The organism is Kitasatospora sp. CM 4170 (assembly GCF_032110285.1).
Lineage (GTDB): Bacteria > Actinomycetota > Actinomycetes > Streptomycetales > Streptomycetaceae > Kitasatospora > Kitasatospora aburaviensis.
Genome location: NZ_CP134877.1, coordinates 759,183 through 778,020 on the forward strand (window position 1 = coordinate 759,183; position 18,838 = coordinate 778,020).

Annotated in this window: 17 protein-coding genes; 12 read left to right on the top strand and 5 right to left on the bottom strand. The window is 75.2% G+C overall.

Annotated elements, in window-relative coordinates:
* Positions 1 to 81 precede the first annotated feature (81 nt).
* Entirely contained in the window at positions 82 to 1,587 is a 1,506-nt protein-coding gene (locus tag RMN57_RS03395; RefSeq protein WP_380234946.1) for a M28 family metallopeptidase, read from the bottom strand.
* Positions 1,588 to 1,844: 257 nt separating this feature from the next.
* Between RMN57_RS03395 and RMN57_RS03400 the strand changes: the two genes are divergently transcribed.
* The 5 genes from RMN57_RS03400 to RMN57_RS03420 all read left to right on the top strand — a co-directional run bounded on the left by RMN57_RS03400 (position 1,845) and on the right by RMN57_RS03420 (position 6,553).
* Positions 1,845 to 2,021 carry an antitoxin gene (locus RMN57_RS03400; RefSeq protein WP_313761849.1) on the top strand — a complete coding sequence of 59 codons (177 nt, stop codon included), beginning with the start codon at positions 1,845 to 1,847 and terminating at the stop codon, positions 2,019 to 2,021.
* A gap of 271 nt (positions 2,022 to 2,292) precedes the next feature.
* The gene (locus tag RMN57_RS03405) at positions 2,293 to 2,808 is read left to right on the top strand and encodes a TrkA C-terminal domain-containing protein (protein ID WP_313761850.1); all 516 of its coding nucleotides are present in this window, start codon (positions 2,293 to 2,295) and stop codon (positions 2,806 to 2,808) included.
* A gap of 4 nt (positions 2,809 to 2,812) precedes the next feature.
* The gene (locus RMN57_RS03410; protein ID WP_313761851.1) at positions 2,813 to 4,186 is read left to right on the top strand and encodes a cation:proton antiporter; all 1,374 of its coding nucleotides are present in this window, start codon (positions 2,813 to 2,815) and stop codon (positions 4,184 to 4,186) included.
* Positions 4,187 to 4,541: 355 nt separating this feature from the next.
* Entirely contained in the window at positions 4,542 to 5,156 is a 615-nt protein-coding gene (locus RMN57_RS03415; RefSeq protein WP_313761852.1) for a helix-turn-helix domain-containing protein, read from the top strand.
* Positions 5,153 to 6,553 (top strand): MFS transporter, encoded by a 1,401-nt coding sequence (locus RMN57_RS03420; RefSeq protein ID WP_313761853.1) that lies wholly within the window; start codon positions 5,153 to 5,155, stop codon positions 6,551 to 6,553. The genes RMN57_RS03415 and RMN57_RS03420 overlap by 4 nt, the downstream gene beginning before the upstream one ends.
* Before the next feature lie 74 nt (positions 6,554 to 6,627).
* On the opposite strand, the gene RMN57_RS03425 is transcribed toward RMN57_RS03420, so the two are convergent.
* The gene (locus tag RMN57_RS03425) at positions 6,628 to 7,983 is read right to left on the bottom strand and encodes an MATE family efflux transporter (protein ID WP_313761854.1); all 1,356 of its coding nucleotides are present in this window, start codon (positions 7,981 to 7,983) and stop codon (positions 6,628 to 6,630) included.
* Positions 7,984 to 8,114: 131 nt separating this feature from the next.
* On the opposite strand from RMN57_RS03425, the gene RMN57_RS03430 reads away from it, so the two are divergent.
* From RMN57_RS03430 to RMN57_RS03460, 7 genes are all read left to right on the top strand, one after another.
* Positions 8,115 to 8,657 carry a PadR family transcriptional regulator gene (locus tag RMN57_RS03430; protein WP_313767702.1) on the top strand — a complete coding sequence of 181 codons (543 nt, stop codon included), beginning with the start codon at positions 8,115 to 8,117 and terminating at the stop codon, positions 8,655 to 8,657.
* Between the two features lie 389 nt (positions 8,658 to 9,046).
* Positions 9,047 to 9,910: a class I SAM-dependent methyltransferase gene (locus RMN57_RS03435; RefSeq protein WP_313761855.1), complete on the top strand. Its 864-nt coding sequence runs from the start codon at positions 9,047 to 9,049 to the stop codon at positions 9,908 to 9,910.
* A gap of 201 nt (positions 9,911 to 10,111) precedes the next feature.
* Positions 10,112 to 11,371, top strand: coding sequence for a lipase (locus RMN57_RS03440; RefSeq protein WP_313761856.1), 1,260 nt, complete (start codon positions 10,112 to 10,114; stop codon positions 11,369 to 11,371).
* 272 nt (positions 11,372 to 11,643) lie between these two features.
* The gene (locus RMN57_RS03445; protein ID WP_313761857.1) at positions 11,644 to 12,543 is read left to right on the top strand and encodes an acyltransferase domain-containing protein; all 900 of its coding nucleotides are present in this window, start codon (positions 11,644 to 11,646) and stop codon (positions 12,541 to 12,543) included.
* Between the two features lie 275 nt (positions 12,544 to 12,818).
* Positions 12,819 to 13,709 (top strand): isocitrate lyase/PEP mutase family protein, encoded by an 891-nt coding sequence (locus RMN57_RS03450; RefSeq protein WP_313761858.1) that lies wholly within the window; start codon positions 12,819 to 12,821, stop codon positions 13,707 to 13,709.
* Positions 13,710 to 13,774: 65 nt separating this feature from the next.
* Positions 13,775 to 14,083: a hypothetical protein gene (locus RMN57_RS03455; RefSeq protein WP_313761859.1), complete on the top strand. Its 309-nt coding sequence runs from the start codon at positions 13,775 to 13,777 to the stop codon at positions 14,081 to 14,083.
* 179 nt (positions 14,084 to 14,262) lie between these two features.
* A complete protein-coding gene (locus tag RMN57_RS03460; protein ID WP_313761860.1) occupies positions 14,263 to 15,222 on the top strand; it encodes a bile acid:sodium symporter family protein in 960 nt (319 codons plus the stop codon).
* Positions 15,223 to 15,343: 121 nt separating this feature from the next.
* Here the strand turns inward: RMN57_RS03460 and RMN57_RS03465 are convergent, their stop codons facing one another.
* From RMN57_RS03465 to RMN57_RS03475, 3 genes are read right to left on the bottom strand one after another with little or no spacing between them, the layout of a single operon-like run.
* Positions 15,344 to 16,198: a hypothetical protein gene (locus RMN57_RS03465; RefSeq protein WP_313761861.1), complete on the bottom strand. Its 855-nt coding sequence runs from the start codon at positions 16,196 to 16,198 to the stop codon at positions 15,344 to 15,346.
* Positions 16,198 to 18,006, bottom strand: coding sequence for a GMC family oxidoreductase (locus RMN57_RS03470; protein ID WP_313761862.1), 1,809 nt, complete (start codon positions 18,004 to 18,006; stop codon positions 16,198 to 16,200). The genes RMN57_RS03465 and RMN57_RS03470 overlap by 1 nt, the downstream gene beginning before the upstream one ends.
* Positions 18,003 to 18,587 carry a hypothetical protein gene (locus RMN57_RS03475; protein ID WP_313761863.1) on the bottom strand — a complete coding sequence of 195 codons (585 nt, stop codon included), beginning with the start codon at positions 18,585 to 18,587 and terminating at the stop codon, positions 18,003 to 18,005. The genes RMN57_RS03470 and RMN57_RS03475 overlap by 4 nt, the downstream gene beginning before the upstream one ends.
* Positions 18,588 to 18,838: the final 251 nt, after the last annotated feature.

Genomic DNA, 18,838 nt, shown 5'->3' on the forward strand with positions numbered 1-18,838 from the left:
GGGCCTGGGTCAGCACCCGGCCTCACGCCCGTACCGCCCGCACCGCCCCCCAGCGCCCGCAGCACCCCTCCCGGACCGGGGTCAGGCGTCGACCTCGTGCGCGTGCCCCTCGTGCAGGCCGCCGCCGCTGCCGGCCTGGCCCTCGGTGTGCTGCGGCGGCACCGGCGCGTGCAGCGAGGAGAGGTCCCAGGCGTAGGTGCCGACCAAGTCGGCGATGACGTCGATGTTGACGTCGAAGGCCTTGAGGTCGAGGTTGCCGAGGTTGTCGCAGGCCTGGTGGTAGCACTTGTCGAAGGCCACGCCCGCGGTGCCGCCGAAGCGGGCGGCCTGGGCGGCGGACTTGATGATCTCGGCGCCGGTGTCGGTGCCGCCGGCCGGGATCCCGGCGTCGATGAACGGTCCGTAGTCGGAGCGGCCGGTGAAGTCGGTGCCCTCGTGCGGGAGCCCGCGGCGGTCCAGGTAGTCCGTGATCCGCCGCTCCAGCTGGGCCGAGCCGTCCGGGCCGGGGCCGGAGCCGACGTGGTCGGAGTCGTCGCCGTCGTAGACGAACTGGGCGGAGTTGGGCGAGGCGATCATGTCGAAGTTCAGGTAGAGCCTGATCTTCTTCTTGTCGGCCTCGGAGAGCGACTTCACGTAGGCCTCGGAGCCCTTGAGACCGAACTCCTCGGCGGACCACCAGGCGAACCGGACCTTGTTCTTCACCGGCCGCTTGGCGATGTTCTTGGCGACCTCCAGGATGCCGGCCGAACCGGAGCCGTTGTCGTTGATGCCCGGGCCCGCCACCACGGAGTCCAGGTGGGCGCCGACCACGACGGTGTCGGAATCGTCGCCGCCGCGGGTCTCGGCGATGACGTTCCAGGTGGTGCGCTTCTCCATGAAGGTGCGCAGGTCCAGGGTGACGGTGACCGGTCCGGCGGCGGCCGCGGCGGCGAGCGACTCGCCGGCCGCCTTCGTGGTGCCGGCCGTCGGGATCCGGCCGGACCCCGGGTCGCCGAGGGTGCCGTTGAGGTCCCCCTCGATGTTGTTGTAGACGACCGCGGCCAGTGCGCCGGCCTCGGCCGCCGCGGCCTGCTTGACGGCGAAGCTGCACCCGCCGCGCTTGATCAGGGCGATCCGTCCGGTGAAGGCGCCGGCCGCGTAGTCGGCCGCCTCGCACCCGGTGGTGGCGTCCTCCGGGACCACCGCCAGCTGGGCCGTCAGACCGCCCTCGGGGCCGCCGGCCGAGTAGGTCATGGCCTTGATCCTGACGTCCTCGGCCCGCGGCGAGACCACGCTCAGCCGCTCCGTGAGCTCCTGGAAGAACGTGTACTCGAACTCCTGCCGCGACACCTTCAGCCCGGCCCGGCGGGCCTGCTCGTACACGTAGCGGGCCGACTGGTCGTGGCCGGGCGAGCCGGCCACCCGGTGGCCGCCGTTGCGGTCGGCGATCCGCTGGAACTCCCGCAGGGTCCGGTACGCGCCGTCGGCGGTGCTCTCCTCGACCAGTCGGGCGGCCAGCTTGGCCCCCTTGTGGGCCGGGTCCGGGTCGGCCGACGCACTGCCGGTGCCGACCAGCAGCAGCGGGGCCACCAGGGCGGCCACCGCCAGCGAGGCACCCGCGACCCGGCGGGCCGAAGGGGCCGGGGCGCGCCCGGTCCGCGGGATCGAGGCGTGCGGAGCGGTCGGAGCGGTCGGGCGGGGTGTCCGAGCGTTCAAGGCGCGTCCTTTCGGCAGTCGGTGGACTCCCGATTTGACATGCTCGGCGCCGGGCTGCCAACCCCGACGCGCAAGCTGACAGGATGCGGACACCGGCAGCGGCGGTGATCCTGGAGACGTGGGGGCATCTCATCCGGGAGCGTGACCGCATGTCCATGATGGATAAGCTCAAGCACATGCTGAAGGGCCACGAGGCGCAGGCCGAGAAGGCCGTCGACAAAGCGGGCGACACCGTCGACGAGCGGACGCAGGGCAAGTACGCCGGACAGGTGGACGCCGCCCAGGAGAAGGCCAAGGACCAGTTCCGGGACCAGCCGCCGCAGTAGCGGCCGGCCCGCGGCCCCGCCGGCGGAGGCCGGCCCGCGCCGGTGAGCCCTGCACCCCGGTCCGGTGCCCGTCGGAAGGCGGCGCCGGACCGGGGTGCCGCACGTCGCGGCGACCACCCCGACCGGGGTGCCGCGCGACGCCGGGGGACCGCCCCGGCCGTTGCCGCACGGCGCCGAGGGACCGTCCCGACCCGCCCCCGAGCAGGGGGCTTTACATACTCATTACCATGGACACGCTTGCGGAAAGCCCCCTGACGAGAGGACAGCCGCCGTGTCGATCCCCCGTGTCCGGACCACCCCCCTGCCCGGAGTGGGCGTCCAGTACGACCTGACGACACGAGAACGGCGGCACCTCTCGGTCATCGCCCACCGGGACGGCTCACGCAGTCTCAACGTCTACCGCTCCGACGACCCGGACGCCTGCTCCCAGGCCTTCCGGCTGACCGCGGAGGAGTCCGCCGCCCTGGTCGACGCCCTGACGCCCGCTCACCGGACTTCCGGTCAGCAGGCGGACGGCCGGCCTCACCCCGGCCTCCTGCACACCACCGACCTCGGCCTGGTCGCGGAGCGGCTGCCGGTCGACGGCGCCTCGCACTGGAACGGCCGGACGCTCGGCGAGACCCGGATGCGGACCGAGACCGGCGCCTCGATCGTCGCCGTGCTGCGCCGCACCGGCGCCGTGCCCTCCCCCGCGCCGGACTTCCGGCTGGCGGGCGGGGACACCCTGATCGTCATCGGCACCCGCGAAGGCGTCGACGCCGCCGCCGCGATCCTGGGCCGGGAGTGATCGGGTGCACACTGCGAGCGTCTTCATCGAGCTCGGCTCGGTCATCCTCGTCCTCGGGCTGCTCGGGCGAATAGCCGGCCGGTACGGGCTCTCCCCCATTCCGCTCTACCTGCTCGGCGGGCTGGCCTTCGGCAAGGGCGGGCTGCTGCCGCTCAGCGCCAGCGAGGAGTTCGTCGCCACCGGCGCCGAGATCGGCGTCGTCCTGCTGCTGCTGATGCTGGGTCTGGAGTACACCGCCGCCGACCTGGTGACCAACCTCAAGGCCCAGTACCCGGCCGGCGCCGTCGACTTCCTGCTCAACGCGCTGCCCGGCGCGGCGGCCGCCCTGCTGCTCGGCTGGGGCCCGGTGGCCGCCGTGGTGCTGGCCGGCGTCACCTGGATCTCCTCGTCGGGCGTCATCGCCAAGGTGCTCGGCGACCTCGGGCGACTCGGCAACCGCGAGACCCCGGTGATCCTGAGCATCCTGGTGCTGGAGGACCTCGCGATGGCGGTCTACCTGCCCATCCTCACCGCCGTCCTGGCCGGCGCCGGGCTGGTCGCCGGTTCGATCACCCTGGCCATCGCCCTGGCCACCGCGGGTGCGGTGCTCTTCGTGGCGCTCCGCTACGGGCGGCTGATCTCCCGTTTCGTCTCGCACGACGACCCGGAGAAGCTGCTGCTGGTCGTGCTCGGGCTGACCCTGCTGGTGGCCGGCCTCGCCCAGCAGCTCCAGGTCTCGGCCGCGGTCGGCGCCTTCCTCGTGGGCATCGCGCTGTCCGGCGAGGCCGCCGAGGGCGCGCACACCCTGCTCAGCCCGCTGCGGGACCTCTTCGCGGCGGTCTTCTTCGTCTTCTTCGGGCTGAGCACCGACCCGACCAGTATCCCGCCGGTACTGCTGCCCGCGCTGCTGCTCGCCGCGGCCACCGCCCTCACCAAGGTGGCCACCGGCTACTGGGCGGCCCGCCGGGCCGGGATCGCCGCGCGCGGGCGCTGGCGGGCCGGCGGCGCGCTGGTCTCGCGCGGCGAGTTCTCCATCGTCATCGCGGGACTCGCCGTCACGGCGGGTATCGAGCCCGCCCTCGGGCCGCTCGCCACGGCCTACGTGCTGATCCTGGTGGTCACGGGGCCGCTCGCCGCGCGCTACACCCAGCCGGCGGTGGAGCGGCTCGGCGCGCTCCGGGGGCGCCGGCGGGCCCGGTGGACGCCCGACGGCGCGGCGGGTTCGGCGGACGCGGCGGTCGTCGCGGGCGTGTCCGGCGTGAGTGCGGGTGCGGCGGTGGGCGCGGCCGCGGTGTCGGCGGCGGGTCCGGTCGCGGGCAGCCTGGGCGCAGGCGGCTCGGTCACGGGCGGCGCGGTCACGGACGCACAGGACGAGGCGGTCAACGGGGTCGCGAGCTGATCGCCGCCTGCGGGTGACCCGGGGCGGGCCCCTCCGGTCCGCCCCGGGTCACCCGGCGGCACCGCCCCCGGAGGTCTCCGCCCCTTCCGAGTCCACGGCTTCCACGGCTTCCTCGACTTCCACTGTTTCCTCGGTTCCCCCGGGTTCCTCGACTGGTCCGGCCGCCGCGCCGCAGTGCTCGCACGGCCCGGGGCCGGACCGCTCCCGCAGCCGGCCGCACTCCTCGCACACCCGGTCCAGCCAGCACGCCGCGTCGCCACCCTCGTCCATACCGGCGATTCTCCCCCGGGCCGCCGCACGGGCGGCCGCACACCATCGAGTAGACACTGTCTACGCAGGCTGGTAGACAGTGTCCATGAATGATCAGGAGACGGGCCTGCGCGCCCGGCTGGTGACCGCCGGGGTCGAGCTACTGGCCCTCGAAGGCGTGCACGCGCTCACCCTGCGCGAGATCGCCCGGCGCGCCGGGGTCTCGCACGGCGCCCCGCGCCGCCACTTCGCGACGCACGTCGAGCTGCTGGCGGCCATCGCGCGACACGGCTTCGGCGAGCTGGCGGCCGCACTGGCCCGCGCCGACGACGCCCTCACCGACACGGGCGACACGAGCCGCGGCACCGACCGCGACCCACGCGCCAGGATCGCCGCGCTCGCCCGCGCCTACCTCGACTTCGCGGCCGCCCAGCCCGGCATGTTCGACCTGATGTTCCGTCACGATGTCCTGGAGGGCAGCGGCATCGGCCTGCGGGACACCTCGCTGCCGCTCTTCGAGACCTTCGTCCGGCTCATCGGGGAGGTCGGTCCGCCCGCCGGGGTCCGGCCGGCGGACGCCGCCGCCGCGCTCTGGGCCAACCTGCACGGGCTCGCCCAGCTGCGCGCCTGGGGCAGCCTCCGACTCGCCTCCGGCAGCGACGACGTCGGCCCGCAGCTGGAGGCCGCCCTCGCCGCCCACCTCGGCTCGGAGCTCCGATGACACCGGTCGCACGCCGCCGGCTCACCCTGGCCGGGAGCATCACCGGCGCGGCCATCGTCGCCCTCGACGGCACCGTGCTCACCGTCGCCCAGCCCAGCATGCAGCGCGACCTGCACGCCACCTTCGCCCAGGTCCAGTGGACCAGCACCGCCTACCTCATCGCGGTGGCCGGCCTGCTGGTCCTCGCCGGACGCCTCGGCGACCGCTACGGCCACCAACGGGTGTTCGCCGTGGGGGTGCTGGGCTTCGCCGCCTCCTCCGCCGGGATCGGCCTGGCGCCCGGCGTCGGCTGGGTCATCGCCCTGCGCGCCCTCCAGGGCGTGTCCGGGGCGCTGCTCCAGCCCGCCACCCTCGGCATGCTGCGCGCCGCGTACCCCGCCGACCGGCTCGCGCTGCCGATCGCGCTGCGCACCAGCGCGATCGGCCTGGCGGCCGCCGCCGGGCCGGTGGTCGGCGGCGCCCTGACGGCCCATCTGGGCTGGCGGGCCGTCTTCTTCCTCACCGTCGCACCCGCCGCCGCGGTCGGGGTCGCCGCCCTGCTGGTCCGCCTGCCGCAGCCGCCCGCCGACCGCGCCACCGGACTCGACCTGCCGGGCGCGGGCCTGCTCGCGGCGGCACTGGTCTGCCTGGTGCACGCCCTGGTCGGCATCCCCGACCGCGGCCCGTCCTCGGCCACCGCGCTCGGGCTCCTCGCCGCGGCCCTGCTCGGCGCCGCCTTCGTCCGGCACGAGCGGCGGACGGCCCGCCCGCTGCTGCCGCCCCGCATGCTCGGCTCGGCGACGGTCGGCTCCGCGCTCGGGGTGCTGCTCACGGCCTCCGCGGCGATCTTCGGCACCCTCTTCCTGGGGACGTACTACCTGCAGGAGGTGCTCGTCCTGGACCCGCTCGGCAGCGGGCTCCGGGCGCTGCCGCTCGCGGTGGCCATGGTGCTGGCCGCGCCGGCCTCGGCCGTGCTGATGCGCCGTCACGGTCCGCGCCGCACGGTGGTCGCCGGGATGCTGCTGGTCACGCTGGGCGCCCTGGTGGCGTCCCGGTTCGACCAGGACTCGCACACGGCGGTGATCTGCGGCTGCTTCCTGCTGCTGGGCACCGGGTTCGGGACGGTGATGGTCACCGCCACCGCCGTCCTCGTCCGCGACGCGTCGGTGGCCGACGCGGGCGTGGCGGGGGGCCTGCAGCAGACCGCGATGAACATCGGCCCCGTCCTCGGCGTGGCGGCCGCGACCACCCTGACCAGCGGCCGCCCGCTCGCGACGGCGATGGGCCCGGCTCTGCTGGCCCTCGCCGCCACCGCGGCCGTCGGCGCCCTGCTCGCCCTCCGGCTCCCGGCCTCCTCGGCCGGCCGGGCGGAGGAGGCCGCGGACGCCGAGGGGGCCGCAGCCGCGGTCGAGGTGTAGCCGGGCGGCGCGGGCACCGGGGCGGGAGGAACGCCGCCCGGCGCCCGCGCGGCGCCGGGCGGCGTTCGTCCCGCTCAGTCCGCCATCTCCGGCGTCCGTTCGGCCTGCGCCGCCGGCCCGACCGCGGCGCCCACGGCGCCCACCGGGCCGGCCGGCCGGCGGCCGACCAGCAGCCGCATCAGGGCTAGCTGGGCCACCGCACCCACCGCCATGCCGGCCCAGAGGCCGTCCACCCCGAGCGGGCCGGACAGCGCGGCACCGGCGCCGAGCTGGAGGCCGAGACCGAGCAGCACGGCCACCACCAGCGGCCGCCCCGCGCCGGAGGCCTGGTACACCCCACCGAGCGCCACCACCAGCGCGTACGGCAGCAGGTAGAGGCCCGCCATCCGCAGGAACCCGACCGCCTCGCCGGCCACCGCCGGGTCGTCGGTGAACAGGGCCGTCACCGGCACGGCCAGCGCCGCGCAGAGCACGGCGGCGCCGGCGCCGAGCGCCGCGGCCAGCCGCGCGGTGTCCCGGCCGAGGGTGCGCAGCGCCGCGGTGTCGCCCCCGCCGGCGAGCCGGGCGGACTCGATCACGGCGGCCTGCCGCACCGCGTAGAAGGCCATGGTGACGATCAGCAGGACACGGTAGCCGACGCCGTAGCCCGCGACCGCCGGGACGCCGAAGGCCGCGACCAGGCCGAGCTGCGCCGTACCCACGCCCATCCGGGCGGTGAAGTCCAGGCCGAACGGGGCCCCGGCGGCGACGATCCCGCGCATCGTCCGGCCGGTCCCCCCGGGCGGTGCGGGCGTCCGCCGGCGGCGGCGGAGCAGCAGGGTGACGGCGAGGGCGGCGGCACGCGAGAGGGTCAGGGCGAGGGCCGCGCCCGTCACGCCGAGCGCGGGGAGGGGGCCGGGGCCGAGGATCAGCAGCGGGTCGAGGAGCAGCAGCAGGGCGTTGGCGAGCAGTGCCATCCGCATCGGCGTACGGGTGTCGCCGGCGCCCTTGAAGAGCTCGTCGGCGATGCGCTGGCCGAAGAAGAGCCCGAACGCGGGGAAGGCCACCGCGAAGTAGTCCGCGGCGAGCGCGGCCGCCGCGCCGTCCAGGAAGACCCCGGCGAGGTGCTCGCGGAGCAGGAAGCCGGGCACGGCGAGCAGGAGGGTGCCGACCGCGCCGAGCCGCCAGGCCGCCCGGGCGGTGCGGCCGGCGGCCGCGGGGTCGTCGGCTCCGAGGGCGTGCGAGAGCCGGACGGTGGTGCCGGAGGAGACCACGAGGACGAGGCCGAGCAGCAGGTTCTCCACGGTGCCGGCGAGGGTGACGGCGGCGACGGCGGTGCCGCCGAGGCCGGCCACCCAGAAGGTGCCGATGACGGACGCGACCACCCCGGACAGCAGTTCCCCGTAGACCGGCCCGGCCAGTCCGATCAGCCGCGGCAGGTGTCCGCGCATGAATCCCCCTTCGGTGGCCCGCTCGGCCCGGCGCCGTCAGTGCCTCGAATAGAGATACCTCTAAGCGAGGCACCTCGGCAAGAGGTAGCATGACACCCTGACGGCGCGTGCGACGACGGAAGGCCTCGACTGTGCTGACCCTGGCGATCCTCGGCTTCCTGCACGACGAGCCGCTGCACGGCTACGAGTTGAAGTCCCGCATCACCGGCCTGACCGGTCACGTCCGCCCGGTCAGCGACGGCGCGCTCTACCCCGCCATCACCCGCCTGGAGAAGGCCGGGCTGCTGGTCCGGCGCAGCGAGCCGGGCAGCGGCGGCGCCGCCCGGCAGGTCCTGGAGCTCACCCCCGAGGGCCGGGCCGAGCTGGAGCGCCGGCTCTCCGATCCGGAGGAGGTGGAGATCTCCGACCAGATCCGCTTCTTCACCGTCGCGACCTTCCTGGACCGCCTGCCCGACCCGGTCCGCCAGGCCGCGGTGCTGCGCCGGCGGCTGGCCTTCCTGGAGGCGCCGAGCAGCTTCTTCTACGACGCCGACGGCCGGCCCGTCACCGCCGAGCGGGAGCCGAATCCGTTCCGGCGCGGCATGCTGCTGGTCGCCCGGGCGTCCGGCGCGGCCGAGCGGGCCTGGCTGGCCGACACGATCGCGGAGCTGGAGAGCGGCACCACGGCCCGCTGACCGCGGGGCGGCGCCCCGGCCGGCGGCTCCCCGCCGGACGACACCCCGCCCGCGGCCGGTCGCCGGACACCCGGTCGTGTGAAGTCGCGGGCGCCGCGTCCGGGGGTGCCGGCCGGAACGCCGCGGCCCGGCCCGGGCGGACGAAGGGGCCCGGGGCCCGCCGACGGGCCGGGCACACGAGGGTGTCCGGGCCCCCGGACCGCCCGGGCCTGCGCGGATGCAGGCCGGCACACCCTGCCGAGCGCGCGAAATCCTGTACGGCGAACCGGGTTCCAGGTCTGGCGCAACCCGGCCCCGCCGTCGCTATGATGATCCGCCTCACACCCGCGGCACCCCGCGGGGTGAGCCGTCTGCGCGTCCGGGCACTGCCCGCACCCCTGGAGGCCGCCGTGCCCGTTGCCGACCCCGCAACCGTCCGCCCCGCACCGCTCACCCGGGACGCCATCCCCGGCTGGTTCTTCCAGGTCGACCAGGAGGCCTTCGGCCATTTCCTCGCCGCCCAGACGGCGGCCGGCCGCACCGGCGACATCCTCGAACTCGGCGCCTACCTCGGCCGCAGCGCGGTCCTGCTCGGCGACCACCTGCAGCCGGGCGAGCGCCTGACCGTCTGCGACCTCTTCGACTCCGAGGCCGGGGACGCCGAGAACGCCGCCGAGATGGCGATGTCGTACCGCAAGACCCTCACCCGGACGGCCTTCGAGGCGAACTACCTCGCCTTCCACCCCGAGCTGCCGGAGATCGTCCAGGCACCCACCTCCGTCCTGGCCGACGGCCGGATCCCCGCCGGGAGCTGCCGGTTCGTCCACATCGACGCCTCCCACCTGTACGAGCACGTGGCCGGGGACATCGAGGTGGCCCGGGCGGCCCTGGCGGACGAGGGGCTGGTGGCCCTCGACGACTACCGCTCGGAGCACACCCCCGGGGTCTCCGCGGCGGTCTGGCAGGCGGTCTTCACCGGCGGCCTGCAGCCGGTCCTGCTCACGCCGATGAAGTTCTACGGGACGTGGGGCGACGCCGAGGCGGCCCAGCGGACCCTGCTCGCGCGGGACTGGCGGGCCGAGGGCTACGCGGTGGACGAGGACACCATCGCGGGCGCCCGCGTGGTGCGCCTGAACCGGCCCGCCGCCCCCGCGCCGTCGACGGCACCCCGTTCCGCGCCGCGGCGGCTCGCGCTCGACCTGCTGCCGCCGATCGCCACCCGCGCCGTCCGGCGGGCCCTGCGGACGGCCCGCGCCGTACGCGGGCGCGGCTGAGGCGGGTCGGCGTAGCGGCCGGGTCTTCGGCACACCGCGGGCTCAAGGTGGAGCCCGCGGTGGTCGGCCGACCCCCATCGGTCGGCCGGCCTTCGCCGGTTCTCCGGCTCGCACCCGGTGCCGCGGTGGGGACAGCCACAGGACGGATACGCCCGCTGGCCGGGCTGTGGCACCAGGGTGCCCGTCCGTAGCGTCGGCGTCATGAAATCCACCCACCTGACAGGCAAACTCCGGCCCGCGCTCCGCCGGCTGAACGCCGGGGCGGCCCTGGCCGTCCTGGCCGCTGCGACCGTCACGACGGGAGCCGCCTCGGCGGACACGGTGCACAGGAGCGATCGCGGACGGTTGGTCTCCGTCGAGCGGACGACCACCCTGACCGCGAAGGAGGACGTCGCCGCGGCACTGGCCGCCGCCGGGTTCGACGCGAGCACAGCCCGGTTCGGAGTGGACGCCTACCGACTGGTGTACCGAACCGTGGACCCCGGCGGCCGGCCGACCACCGCCAGCGGACTGCTGGTGCTGCCCCGCGGCGGCGAACACGAGTTACGGACGGTGTCGTTCACCCACGGCACGGCCAGCTATCGCTCCGACGCCCCTTCCGCCATGGTCAGGGCCGGGTTCGTGTCCTCGCCCGCCATCACCTACGCGTCCGCCGGGTTCGCCGCCGTCGCCCCGGACTACATCGGTCTGGGCACCGGCCCGGGACTCCATCCCTGGATGGACGTGCCGTCGGAGACGACCGCCTCCCTGGACATGCTCCGGGCGGCCCGCGCCTTCGTGCCGCGTACGGGTCGGGCACTGGGGCACGACGTGCTGGTCACCGGGTTCTCCCAGGGCGCCTCGGCGGCGATGGGGCTCGCACGGGCCCTCCAGGCCGGCGACGACCGGTGGTTCCGGCTCGCAGCCGTCGCACCGGTGAGCGGCGCCTACGACTTCCGGCACGCCGAGCTGCCGGCACTGCTCGACGGCTCGCTCGACCCGAAGTCGAGTGTGCTGTACTCGGCGTACCTCCTCGTCGCCTGGAACCGGCTGCACCGGCTGTACGACTCCCCGGACGAGGTCTTCCGGACGCCGTACGACAGCACGGTCGAGGCGCTCTTCGACGGTTCGCACACCGGCCCGCAGCTCTTCGCCGGCACCCCCGACACCCTCGACGCGCTGCTCACCCCGCACGGCTTCGAGATGCTGCGGCACCCGACCGGCCGCCTGGCCCGGGCACTCCGGGTGGCCGACAGCACCTGCGACTGGGCCCCACGCGTCCCGGTCCGTCTGTACGTGGCCGACGCCGACGAGCAGGCCGCCAACGCCAACACCGACCACTGCGGGGCCGCGTTGCGGTCGCACGGCGTGGACGCCGCGGTCGTCGACCTCGGCGTCCCGGATTTCGCGGGTTCCCGGCACCTCGGCTCCAACGTGGCCGGCACGGCGGCCGTCGTGCGCTGGTTCGACCAACTGCGCTGAGAACCCGGCGGCCCGGCCGCTACCGGCCGGCCGGTGCGCAGGGCCCGCGCGCCTGGCGCAGGTCCTCGCCGGAACGGCGCTCGGGGGCGTTTGCGCGCTGGTCTTCACCCTTCTGCGCTGAGCCCCGCGCTCGCCCGCTCGGCCGTGGGCCTCCAGTGCGGCGGGGTTCCCCGGTAGGGTCTGCGGACCGGCAGGCCGACGGGGCCGGGCCGGCGGGCGGGTCCGCCGGCCGGGGCGGCAGCCGGCCCGGCGGCGGGCCAGGAGGAGGCGGGTTGGAGCCGAAGGGACTGCCGGACTCGGAGGCGCTGCCGGAGGCGCTGCTCGCCCTCGGCGTGCCCTTCGAGGACGTGAACGGCCTGCTCGCCGCGCACCGCCGACTGGCCCGGGACCCGGGCCTGCGGGGCGGGTTCGGCGAGGAGCTGCGCGCCCAGGTCGCGGCGATCGGCACGGTCGGGCGGCCGTCCGGGCTCCGGGGCGGGTGGCCGGCGGGCTCGGACGGCAGCGACTACCTATCGGCCCTGCTCCTGGTCGCGCTCGCGCCCCACACCCGGGCGTACCACCGCGCGCTCGGGATCCGGCCCGAGGTGTCCCAGGCGACCCTGGCCGACCTGGGCCGTCACCTCGCCCTCGGCCGGCGCCGGGGCGGCCCCGGCGGTCTCCACAATCCCGCCTGGCTGACCCTGCACTTCCGCGGCGAGCTCTACCAGCTCGGGCGGCTCCAGTTCCAGCGCAAGCGGCTCACCGGCCCGGACGCCGAGGCCGCCGCGGCCGCCGGATTCGGCCCGTGGACCCTCGAACTGCACGTCCCCGCCCACCGCGGCCCGCTCTCCCCGGAGGCCTGCGAGCGCTCGTTCGCCCGGGCGCGCGGCTTCTTCGCCCGCCACCACCCCACCGAGCCGTACCCGACGGCCTGCGTCTTCTCTTGGCTGCTCGACCCGCAACTCGCCGACTACCTGCCGGCGGACTCGAACATCGTCCGCTTCCAGCGGCGGTTCGCCCCGCTCGGCCCGCCCGGCGAGCCCGAGGACGACAACCCGCTGCGGTACGTGTTCGGCACCGCCGACGGCCCGTTGGAGGAGCTGCCGCGCGACACGGTCCTCCAGCGCGCCATCGTCGACCACCTGCGGGCGGGCGGCCACTGGCACGTGGTCGGCGGCTGGCTGCCGCTCTGACCCCGGACGACGCGGCCCGGGCGGTCCGGCTCGCCCGGCCTCGCCCGGCCTCGCCCGGCTGCGGCGACCGTGGCAGCCATGGCAGCCGTGGCAGCCGTGGCAGCCGCCCGATATGGCATTCCTATGAACTGACGGCATATCACTCACGCGAGCGAACTTCCTTTAAAGATTTGCCCACGGAACATTAAAGGTCGCATAGTGATAGCACCTCAGTTGGCCCTGTAAATGGCCAAATCGAGGCAAAGTCCCACCCTTTCGGGAAGAAGGAGAAGGCGTTGCTTCACGGACGGACGGAACCGGGCGTCGGCTACGGACAGCGGCTCCGGGAGGAGATCGCAGCCCCCGGGACGACGCCCCTCATCGGCGTCTACGACATGTACTCGGCGTCCATCGCGGCGGGGCACTACCACGGCATGTTCGTCTCCGGCTTCGGCTTCGCGGCGTCCTACTACGGCCTGCCCGACATCGGATTCATCGCCTGGCCCGACATGGTCGCCTTCGTCGAGCGGCTGCGCGGCGCCTTCTCCGGCCACCACCTCCTCGTCGACATCGACGACGGCTACGTCGACGCCGAGGTGGCCTGCCACGTCGTCCGCCGGCTGGAGCGGATCGGCGCCTCCGGCGTGATCCTGGAGGACCAGAAGCGCCCGCGCCGGTGCGGCCACGCCGACGGCAAGCAGGTGCTCCCGCTCGACGAGTACCTGGAGAAGCTGAACCAGGTCCTCGCCAACCGCACAGACCTGGTGGTCGTCGCCCGGACGGACGCCACCGAGGAGGAGGACATCCTGCGCCGGGCCGAGGCGCTGGCCGACACCGACGCGGACGTCGTCCTGGTGGACGGCGTGCGCAGCGAGGAGTGGATCCGGCGCATCCGCAAGGTGGTGGGCGGCAAGCCGCTGCTGTTCAACCAGATCGCGGGCGGCAAGTCGCCGCGATTGTCGCTCTCGGAGCTGGCCGAGCTCGGCGTCGACGTCGCCATCTACAGCACGCCCTGCCTGTTCGCGGCCCATCACGCGATGGACGAGGCGCTGGCCGGGCTGAAGGTCGCCGACGGCCGGCTGCCGGCGCCTGCCGGCGGGAGTCGGCCGATCGGCGTCCGGGAGTCCACCGAGCTGCTGGAACGGAACATCGCCCGGCCGCTCCTGCGCGAGGCGGTACGCGCATGAGGCCGGTGCCGGCCGGACCGGGCGGTTCGGCCGTACGAGGCGGTCGGACCGGGCGGTGGGCAGCAGTGGCCGTCGGGCTGCTCCTCGGCTGGTCGCTGCTCGGCGCCGCCACGGCGGCAGCCGCGGAGGGCGGCAGCCTGGTCACCGTGATCGACAACTCCCGCGGCAACGCCCCGGTCCAGGCGGGACCGCTGCTCGGCACGGCCTCGCTGGTCCGGCTGGACTCACTGCTGGAGATCGACCGGACGGCCAATCAGCAGAACGGGCAGGGCACCGCGGGCAGTGACCACGACGGCACCGGCGCACTGGTGGGAGACCTGCACGGCACGACCCCGACCGGTGCCACCGGACCGCCGGAAGGAGGCCGGCGATGAGCGGCGGCACCGGACACCGGGCTCCGCCGGCCGTGCGGGAGCTACCCACGGAGACCGGCGGTCCCCACCGGCCGGGGCCGCGGGGGCAGCCCCGACGGCTCGCACTTCCCCTGCGGGGCTGGTCCGGCCTGCGTTCGGCGCTCCACCCGTCCCGGGGGCGGCGCTGGCTCGATCCGTACGTGGCGGCGCTGGCCGGAACGGTTCTGCTCGCCGCGCTGCTGCCCGCCACCGGCCGGGTGGTCCGCGCCGCCGAGGTCGCCTGCGACCTCGCGGTCGGCCTGCTGTTCTTCCTCTACGGGGCCCGGCTCTCCACCCGCGAGACGCTGGCCGGGCTCCGCCGGGCGCGGCTCCACGGGCTCGTCCTCACCTGCACGTTCGTCCTCTTCCCGGTGTTCGGGCTGGCCACCGCCGTCCTGACGCCCGATCCTCTGACACCGCAGCTGCAGACCGGTGTGCTGTTCCTCTGCCTGGTACCGTCCACGGTCCAGTCCGCAGTGGCCCTGACCGGTGCGGCCCGGGGCGACGTGCCGGCCGCGATCTGCGCCGGGACGTACTCCAGCCTCGCCGGGCTCGTCCTGACCCCGCTGCTGGCCGCCTGGCTGCTGGGCGCGCAGGCCGCCCTCTCCGCCGACGGCCTGGCCCGGATCACCCTGCAGTTGCTCGCCCCCTTCCTCCTCGGCCAGCTACTGCGGCCCTGGATCGGAGGGTTCCTCACCCGCCACAAACGCCTCCTGACCCCGGTGGACCGGGGCTCGATCCTGCTCGTCGTCTACACCGCCTTCAGCGCGGCGGTGGCCCAGGGCTTGTGGAGCACGACGACACCCGGCGCGCTGCTCGGGTTGCTGGCCGTCCTGCTCGCCCTGCTCGCCGTCGCCGTCACCTTCGCCCGGCTGGGCGCCCACCTCCTGGGCCTCGACCGGGGATCGGCGATCGCAGCCGTCCTCTGCGGATCGCAGAAGAGCCTGGCCAACGGCCTGCCGATGGCCACCGTCCTGTTCGGCCCGGAGGCCGGTGCCCTGGTCCTGCCGCTGATGGCCTACCACCAACTCCAGTTGATCGCCGGGACGTTCCTCACCACCCACTGGTCCCGCGCCCCGGACGCCGACGCCTGTCGCGACGGAGGGGAGGCTCCCGGGTAGGCCCTGTCCGGCCCGTCCGGCCCGTCCGGCCCGTCCGGCCCGTCCGGCCCCGGGCGGTCACGCGGCTCAGGCAGCGCAAACGCTGGGGACGGCCCGGTCCGTCCGACGCGTCGGGCCCGAGTCAGCGGACGTAGTACGGGCGGTGGTGGGCGGCCACCGGCGCGGACTGGTAGGTCCAGACCCCGGCCGCAGGGGCGTCGCCCACGAGACGCGCCAAGTCCCGGGCGGCGCCGGAGGCCGGTCCGGACGCCGGGGCGCCCACGGTGAGTCCGACCCGGTCGGCGGTGCGGTCGTCCAGGGCGTAGAAGCGGTAGGGGGCATGGACCTTGAGCGGCCCCGCGAGCAGTCGGCCCTCGTCGTCGGTGCCGTAGCCGGTGATCGGAGTGCTGTCGACGGGCTCCGGGGTGAGGCCGGCCAGATCGGCCTCGACGGTGAGGACCGGGTCGTCGTGGCGACGCAGGCCGTCCGGCCCCAGCGTGGCCCGACGGCAGGTGAACGACCAGTGCTCGCGTACGGACGCCGCGTTGGGCGAGGGCAGCTCGACCTCGAACCAGCCGGGGTGCTTGGGCTCGGCGTAGAGCCGGGTGCCGGCGTCGATGGCGAGCGGGTTGTCGCAGAGCACGTGCATCCTGGCGATGCCGAGCAGCTTCGTCTGGTCGTAACCCCGGGCGTACTGGCCGTAGTTGATCGCGGGCAGGCGGTCCTCGGCGAAGGCCGGGTGGGCGATGACGTTGAGCTCCACCTCCTGGGTGATGCCGCCGCCACCGGGGTACTGCGCGAAGTAGAGCTGGTAGTTCAGCGAGACGCAGGCCCTCCCGTCGAAGTCGGCGGCCTCCAGTCCGGGGTGGCGTTTGGCCAGCAGCTCGCGCACCGGGCCCGGCGCGACGAGGTAGTCCACGCCGACGTTGTGCAGGGCGCCGTAGTGGAACGGCAGGTGGTACGGCTCCGGCACGGGCGGGAGCGGAAGAGCGGTCATCAGGACTCCGTGGAAGAGGTGGCGGCCCGACCGGTCCCCGCGCCGAGGACTGCCGGCCGGTGGCGGGCGAGCAGGTCGAGGTGGATCCGGTCGGCGCTCCGCAGGGCGAGCGCGGCCATGGTGAGGGAGGGGTTGGAGGTGCCGAGCGAGGGCATCGAGCCGCAGCCGACGGCGTAGAGGTTGGGGTGGTCCCAGCAGCGCTGCCACTGGTCGACCACGGAGGTGCCCGGTGCGTCGCCCATGAGGTGGGTGCCGCCGGCGTGGCCCGCGCCCCGGTAGGCGTACGCGCGGCCGTCGTGTTCCAGCCGGCCCGGCCAGCGCGGGCCGGCCTCGTAGCGGGTGTGGTCCTCCGCACCGAGGAGGTCGAACAGCTGGTCGGAGACGGCCCGGGCGGAGGCCATGCCGCGCCGGACGTACGCGGAGAGGTCGTAGTGCACGGCGGGGCTCGGCAGGCCGAGCGGGTCGGGCCGGTCGTGGTCGAGGACGACCCGGTTGGCGGGGTCGGCGGGCTGCTCCAGCTCGAACTGGAGCGAGAACTGCCGCCCGAGCCGGTCGCCCAGCCGGTCCCGCAGCTCCTTCCCCCGGATCCCGGCGGCGAGCAACGCCGCGACCTCGACCTGCGGCGGCCCGGCCGCCCAGGACCAGCCCCAGTTTCCGATCTCGATCCGGAACGGGGCCCGGCGGGCACGGGCCGGACCGAAGCGGAACGCCTCCAGCCCGCTGGTCGAGCCCGGCCCGCGGTAGGGGCCGACGGGTCGGGGCATCAGGCCCCAGGTGAGCAGCGCCGGGTGGTCCATCAGGTTGCGGCCCACCTGGCCGCTCCGGTTGGCCAGGCCCGAGAGCAGCAGCAGCCGGGCGTTCTCGATCGCGTGCGCGGCGAGGACGACCAGGTCGACCGAGACCCGGTGGGCGGCGCCGCCGGACCGGAACTCGACGCCGGAGATCCGACCGGCGCCGTCCGCGAGCACCCGGGTGACCACGGCGTCGGTGCGCAGCTCGACGGTGGCCGCCCAGCGGGCCTGGGTGCGCAGCGGGGTGTACTTGGCGCCGGTGGGGCAGACCGGGACGCAGCTGGCGCTGCCCGCGCACGGTGCGCCGGTCGGAGCGGCCACGTCGGCCGGCCCGATCGGCCCGCCCGGCCGGGTCGGCAGGCCGTTGCGGGCGTGTGGCGTGGCGACGACGGCGAGCCGGGCCTCCTCCGCCTGTGCGGGATCGCGAACGGTGCGGCCGTCGAGGGCACGGGCCACCTGACGGTCGAGGTGGCTCGGTGCGATGGCGCGCATCGGGAAGGCGTACCCCGCCGGGAGGGGCAGGCCGACGGCCGCGCGCTGCTGGTCGGCGTCGGCGGCGACGCCCAGCTCCTGCTCGGCCTGCCGGTAGTACGGTTCGAGGTCGTCGTAGCCGATCGGCCAGTTGCGGCCGTGGCCGAGGTCACCGGTACGGAAGTCCTCGGGGTGCATCCGCGGGGTGAGACCGGTCCAGAGCATCCCGGTGCCGCCGTTGACGCGCAGGTACCCGCTGGCGTACGGCAGGGGGCCGTACTGCGTCAGGTGGCCGGTGGCGGTGAAGCCGCCGTCGGGGTGGCCGGTGAGGTCACCGGGGCCGGGTGACGGCGCGTCCGGGCTGTGCGGGTAGGGCGAGAACGGCGCACCGCCGGCGCGGAAGGCGCTCGCGGTGGCGGCGGCGCCGGGTACGGGCGGGCCGGCCTCCAGGACGAGGACCCGCCAGCCCTGCGCGCCGAGCCGCTCGGCGACCAGCGAGCCGGCGAATCCGGCGCCGACGACGACGGCGTCCCAGTGCGGGCTCACCGGTCGCCGCCTTCACGCGGGGACTCGGCCCAACTGCCGTACCCGGGGGCGGCCGTGCCGGGCGGGGAGCCGTGAAAGGTGCGCCACATCAGTCCCTGGTCGTAGGCGCGGGCCGAGGACGGTTCCTCGCCCGGCCAGGCACCGACGTACCAGAGGTGGATCAGGCCGTGCTCGTCGCGGACCCGGCGGGCCAGCACCGTCCGGTGGTGCTCGTGCGCCATGCCGGTCGCGCGCAGCTCGGCCTCGTCGAAGCCGGTCAGCTCGGCGGAGAGCCGGAGGAAGGCGTCGAAGTCGGCGAGCTCGCCGAGGTCGGCGTAGTCGACGCGGGCGGGGGCGTCGGTGAAGTCCTCGTCCTCGACGAGGCGCGCGGGATCGAGGTGGTCGGCGCGGTCGAAGTGGTCCCCGCGGTCACGGTGGTGGTCGGCGGGCGCGTCGTGGCCGCTGTGAGTGAGCCTGCCGCCGAGACCGCGATCGTCGGGGCCGTCGGGCCCGTCGAGGCCGGAGCCCCGCGCGAGGTCGAGGTCGAGGTCGAGATCGGGGCCGGGGTCGAGATCGGGGTCGGGGTCGTCGAACGCTGGCAACCGGGCACCCCCATCGGTGGCACTGAATGGCATGAGCGCTGAATGGCCGAGTCATGACAGCTCCACGGCGCGGGCGGCCACACCACCCAACGTCGTTGCGATCCTGCCCCGCTCCACCCCGCGCCATGGCCCGATGCCCGCAACTGGCCGTCCCTGCGCGGAATCTTGGCCGAACCAACCACCTTCTTGACCGATCACGACCACTGCGCAGCCGAATCGGCGCAGTGCGCCGACAGGTCAGGGTCGCCCGC

What these genes read in the sequence shown, in the direction of transcription:
- RMN57_RS03415 (WP_313761852.1), top strand. Translation starts at nt 4,542, where the DNA reads ATGAATGATCAGGAGACGGGCCTGCGCGCCCGGCTGGTGACCGCCGGG.
- RMN57_RS03440 (WP_313761856.1), top strand. Translation starts at nt 10,112, where the DNA reads ATGAAATCCACCCACCTGACAGGCAAACTCCGGCCCGCGCTCCGCCGG.
- RMN57_RS03400 (WP_313761849.1), top strand. Translation starts at nt 1,845, where the DNA reads ATGTCCATGATGGATAAGCTCAAGCACATGCTGAAGGGCCACGAGGCG.
- RMN57_RS03420 (WP_313761853.1), top strand. Translation starts at nt 5,153, where the DNA reads ATGACACCGGTCGCACGCCGCCGGCTCACCCTGGCCGGGAGCATCACC.
- RMN57_RS03425 (WP_313761854.1), bottom strand. Translation starts at nt 7,983, where the DNA reads ATGCGCGGACACCTGCCGCGGCTGATCGGACTGGCCGGGCCGGTCTAC.
- RMN57_RS03465 (WP_313761861.1), bottom strand. Translation starts at nt 16,198, where the DNA reads ATGACCGCTCTTCCGCTCCCGCCCGTGCCGGAGCCGTACCACCTGCCG.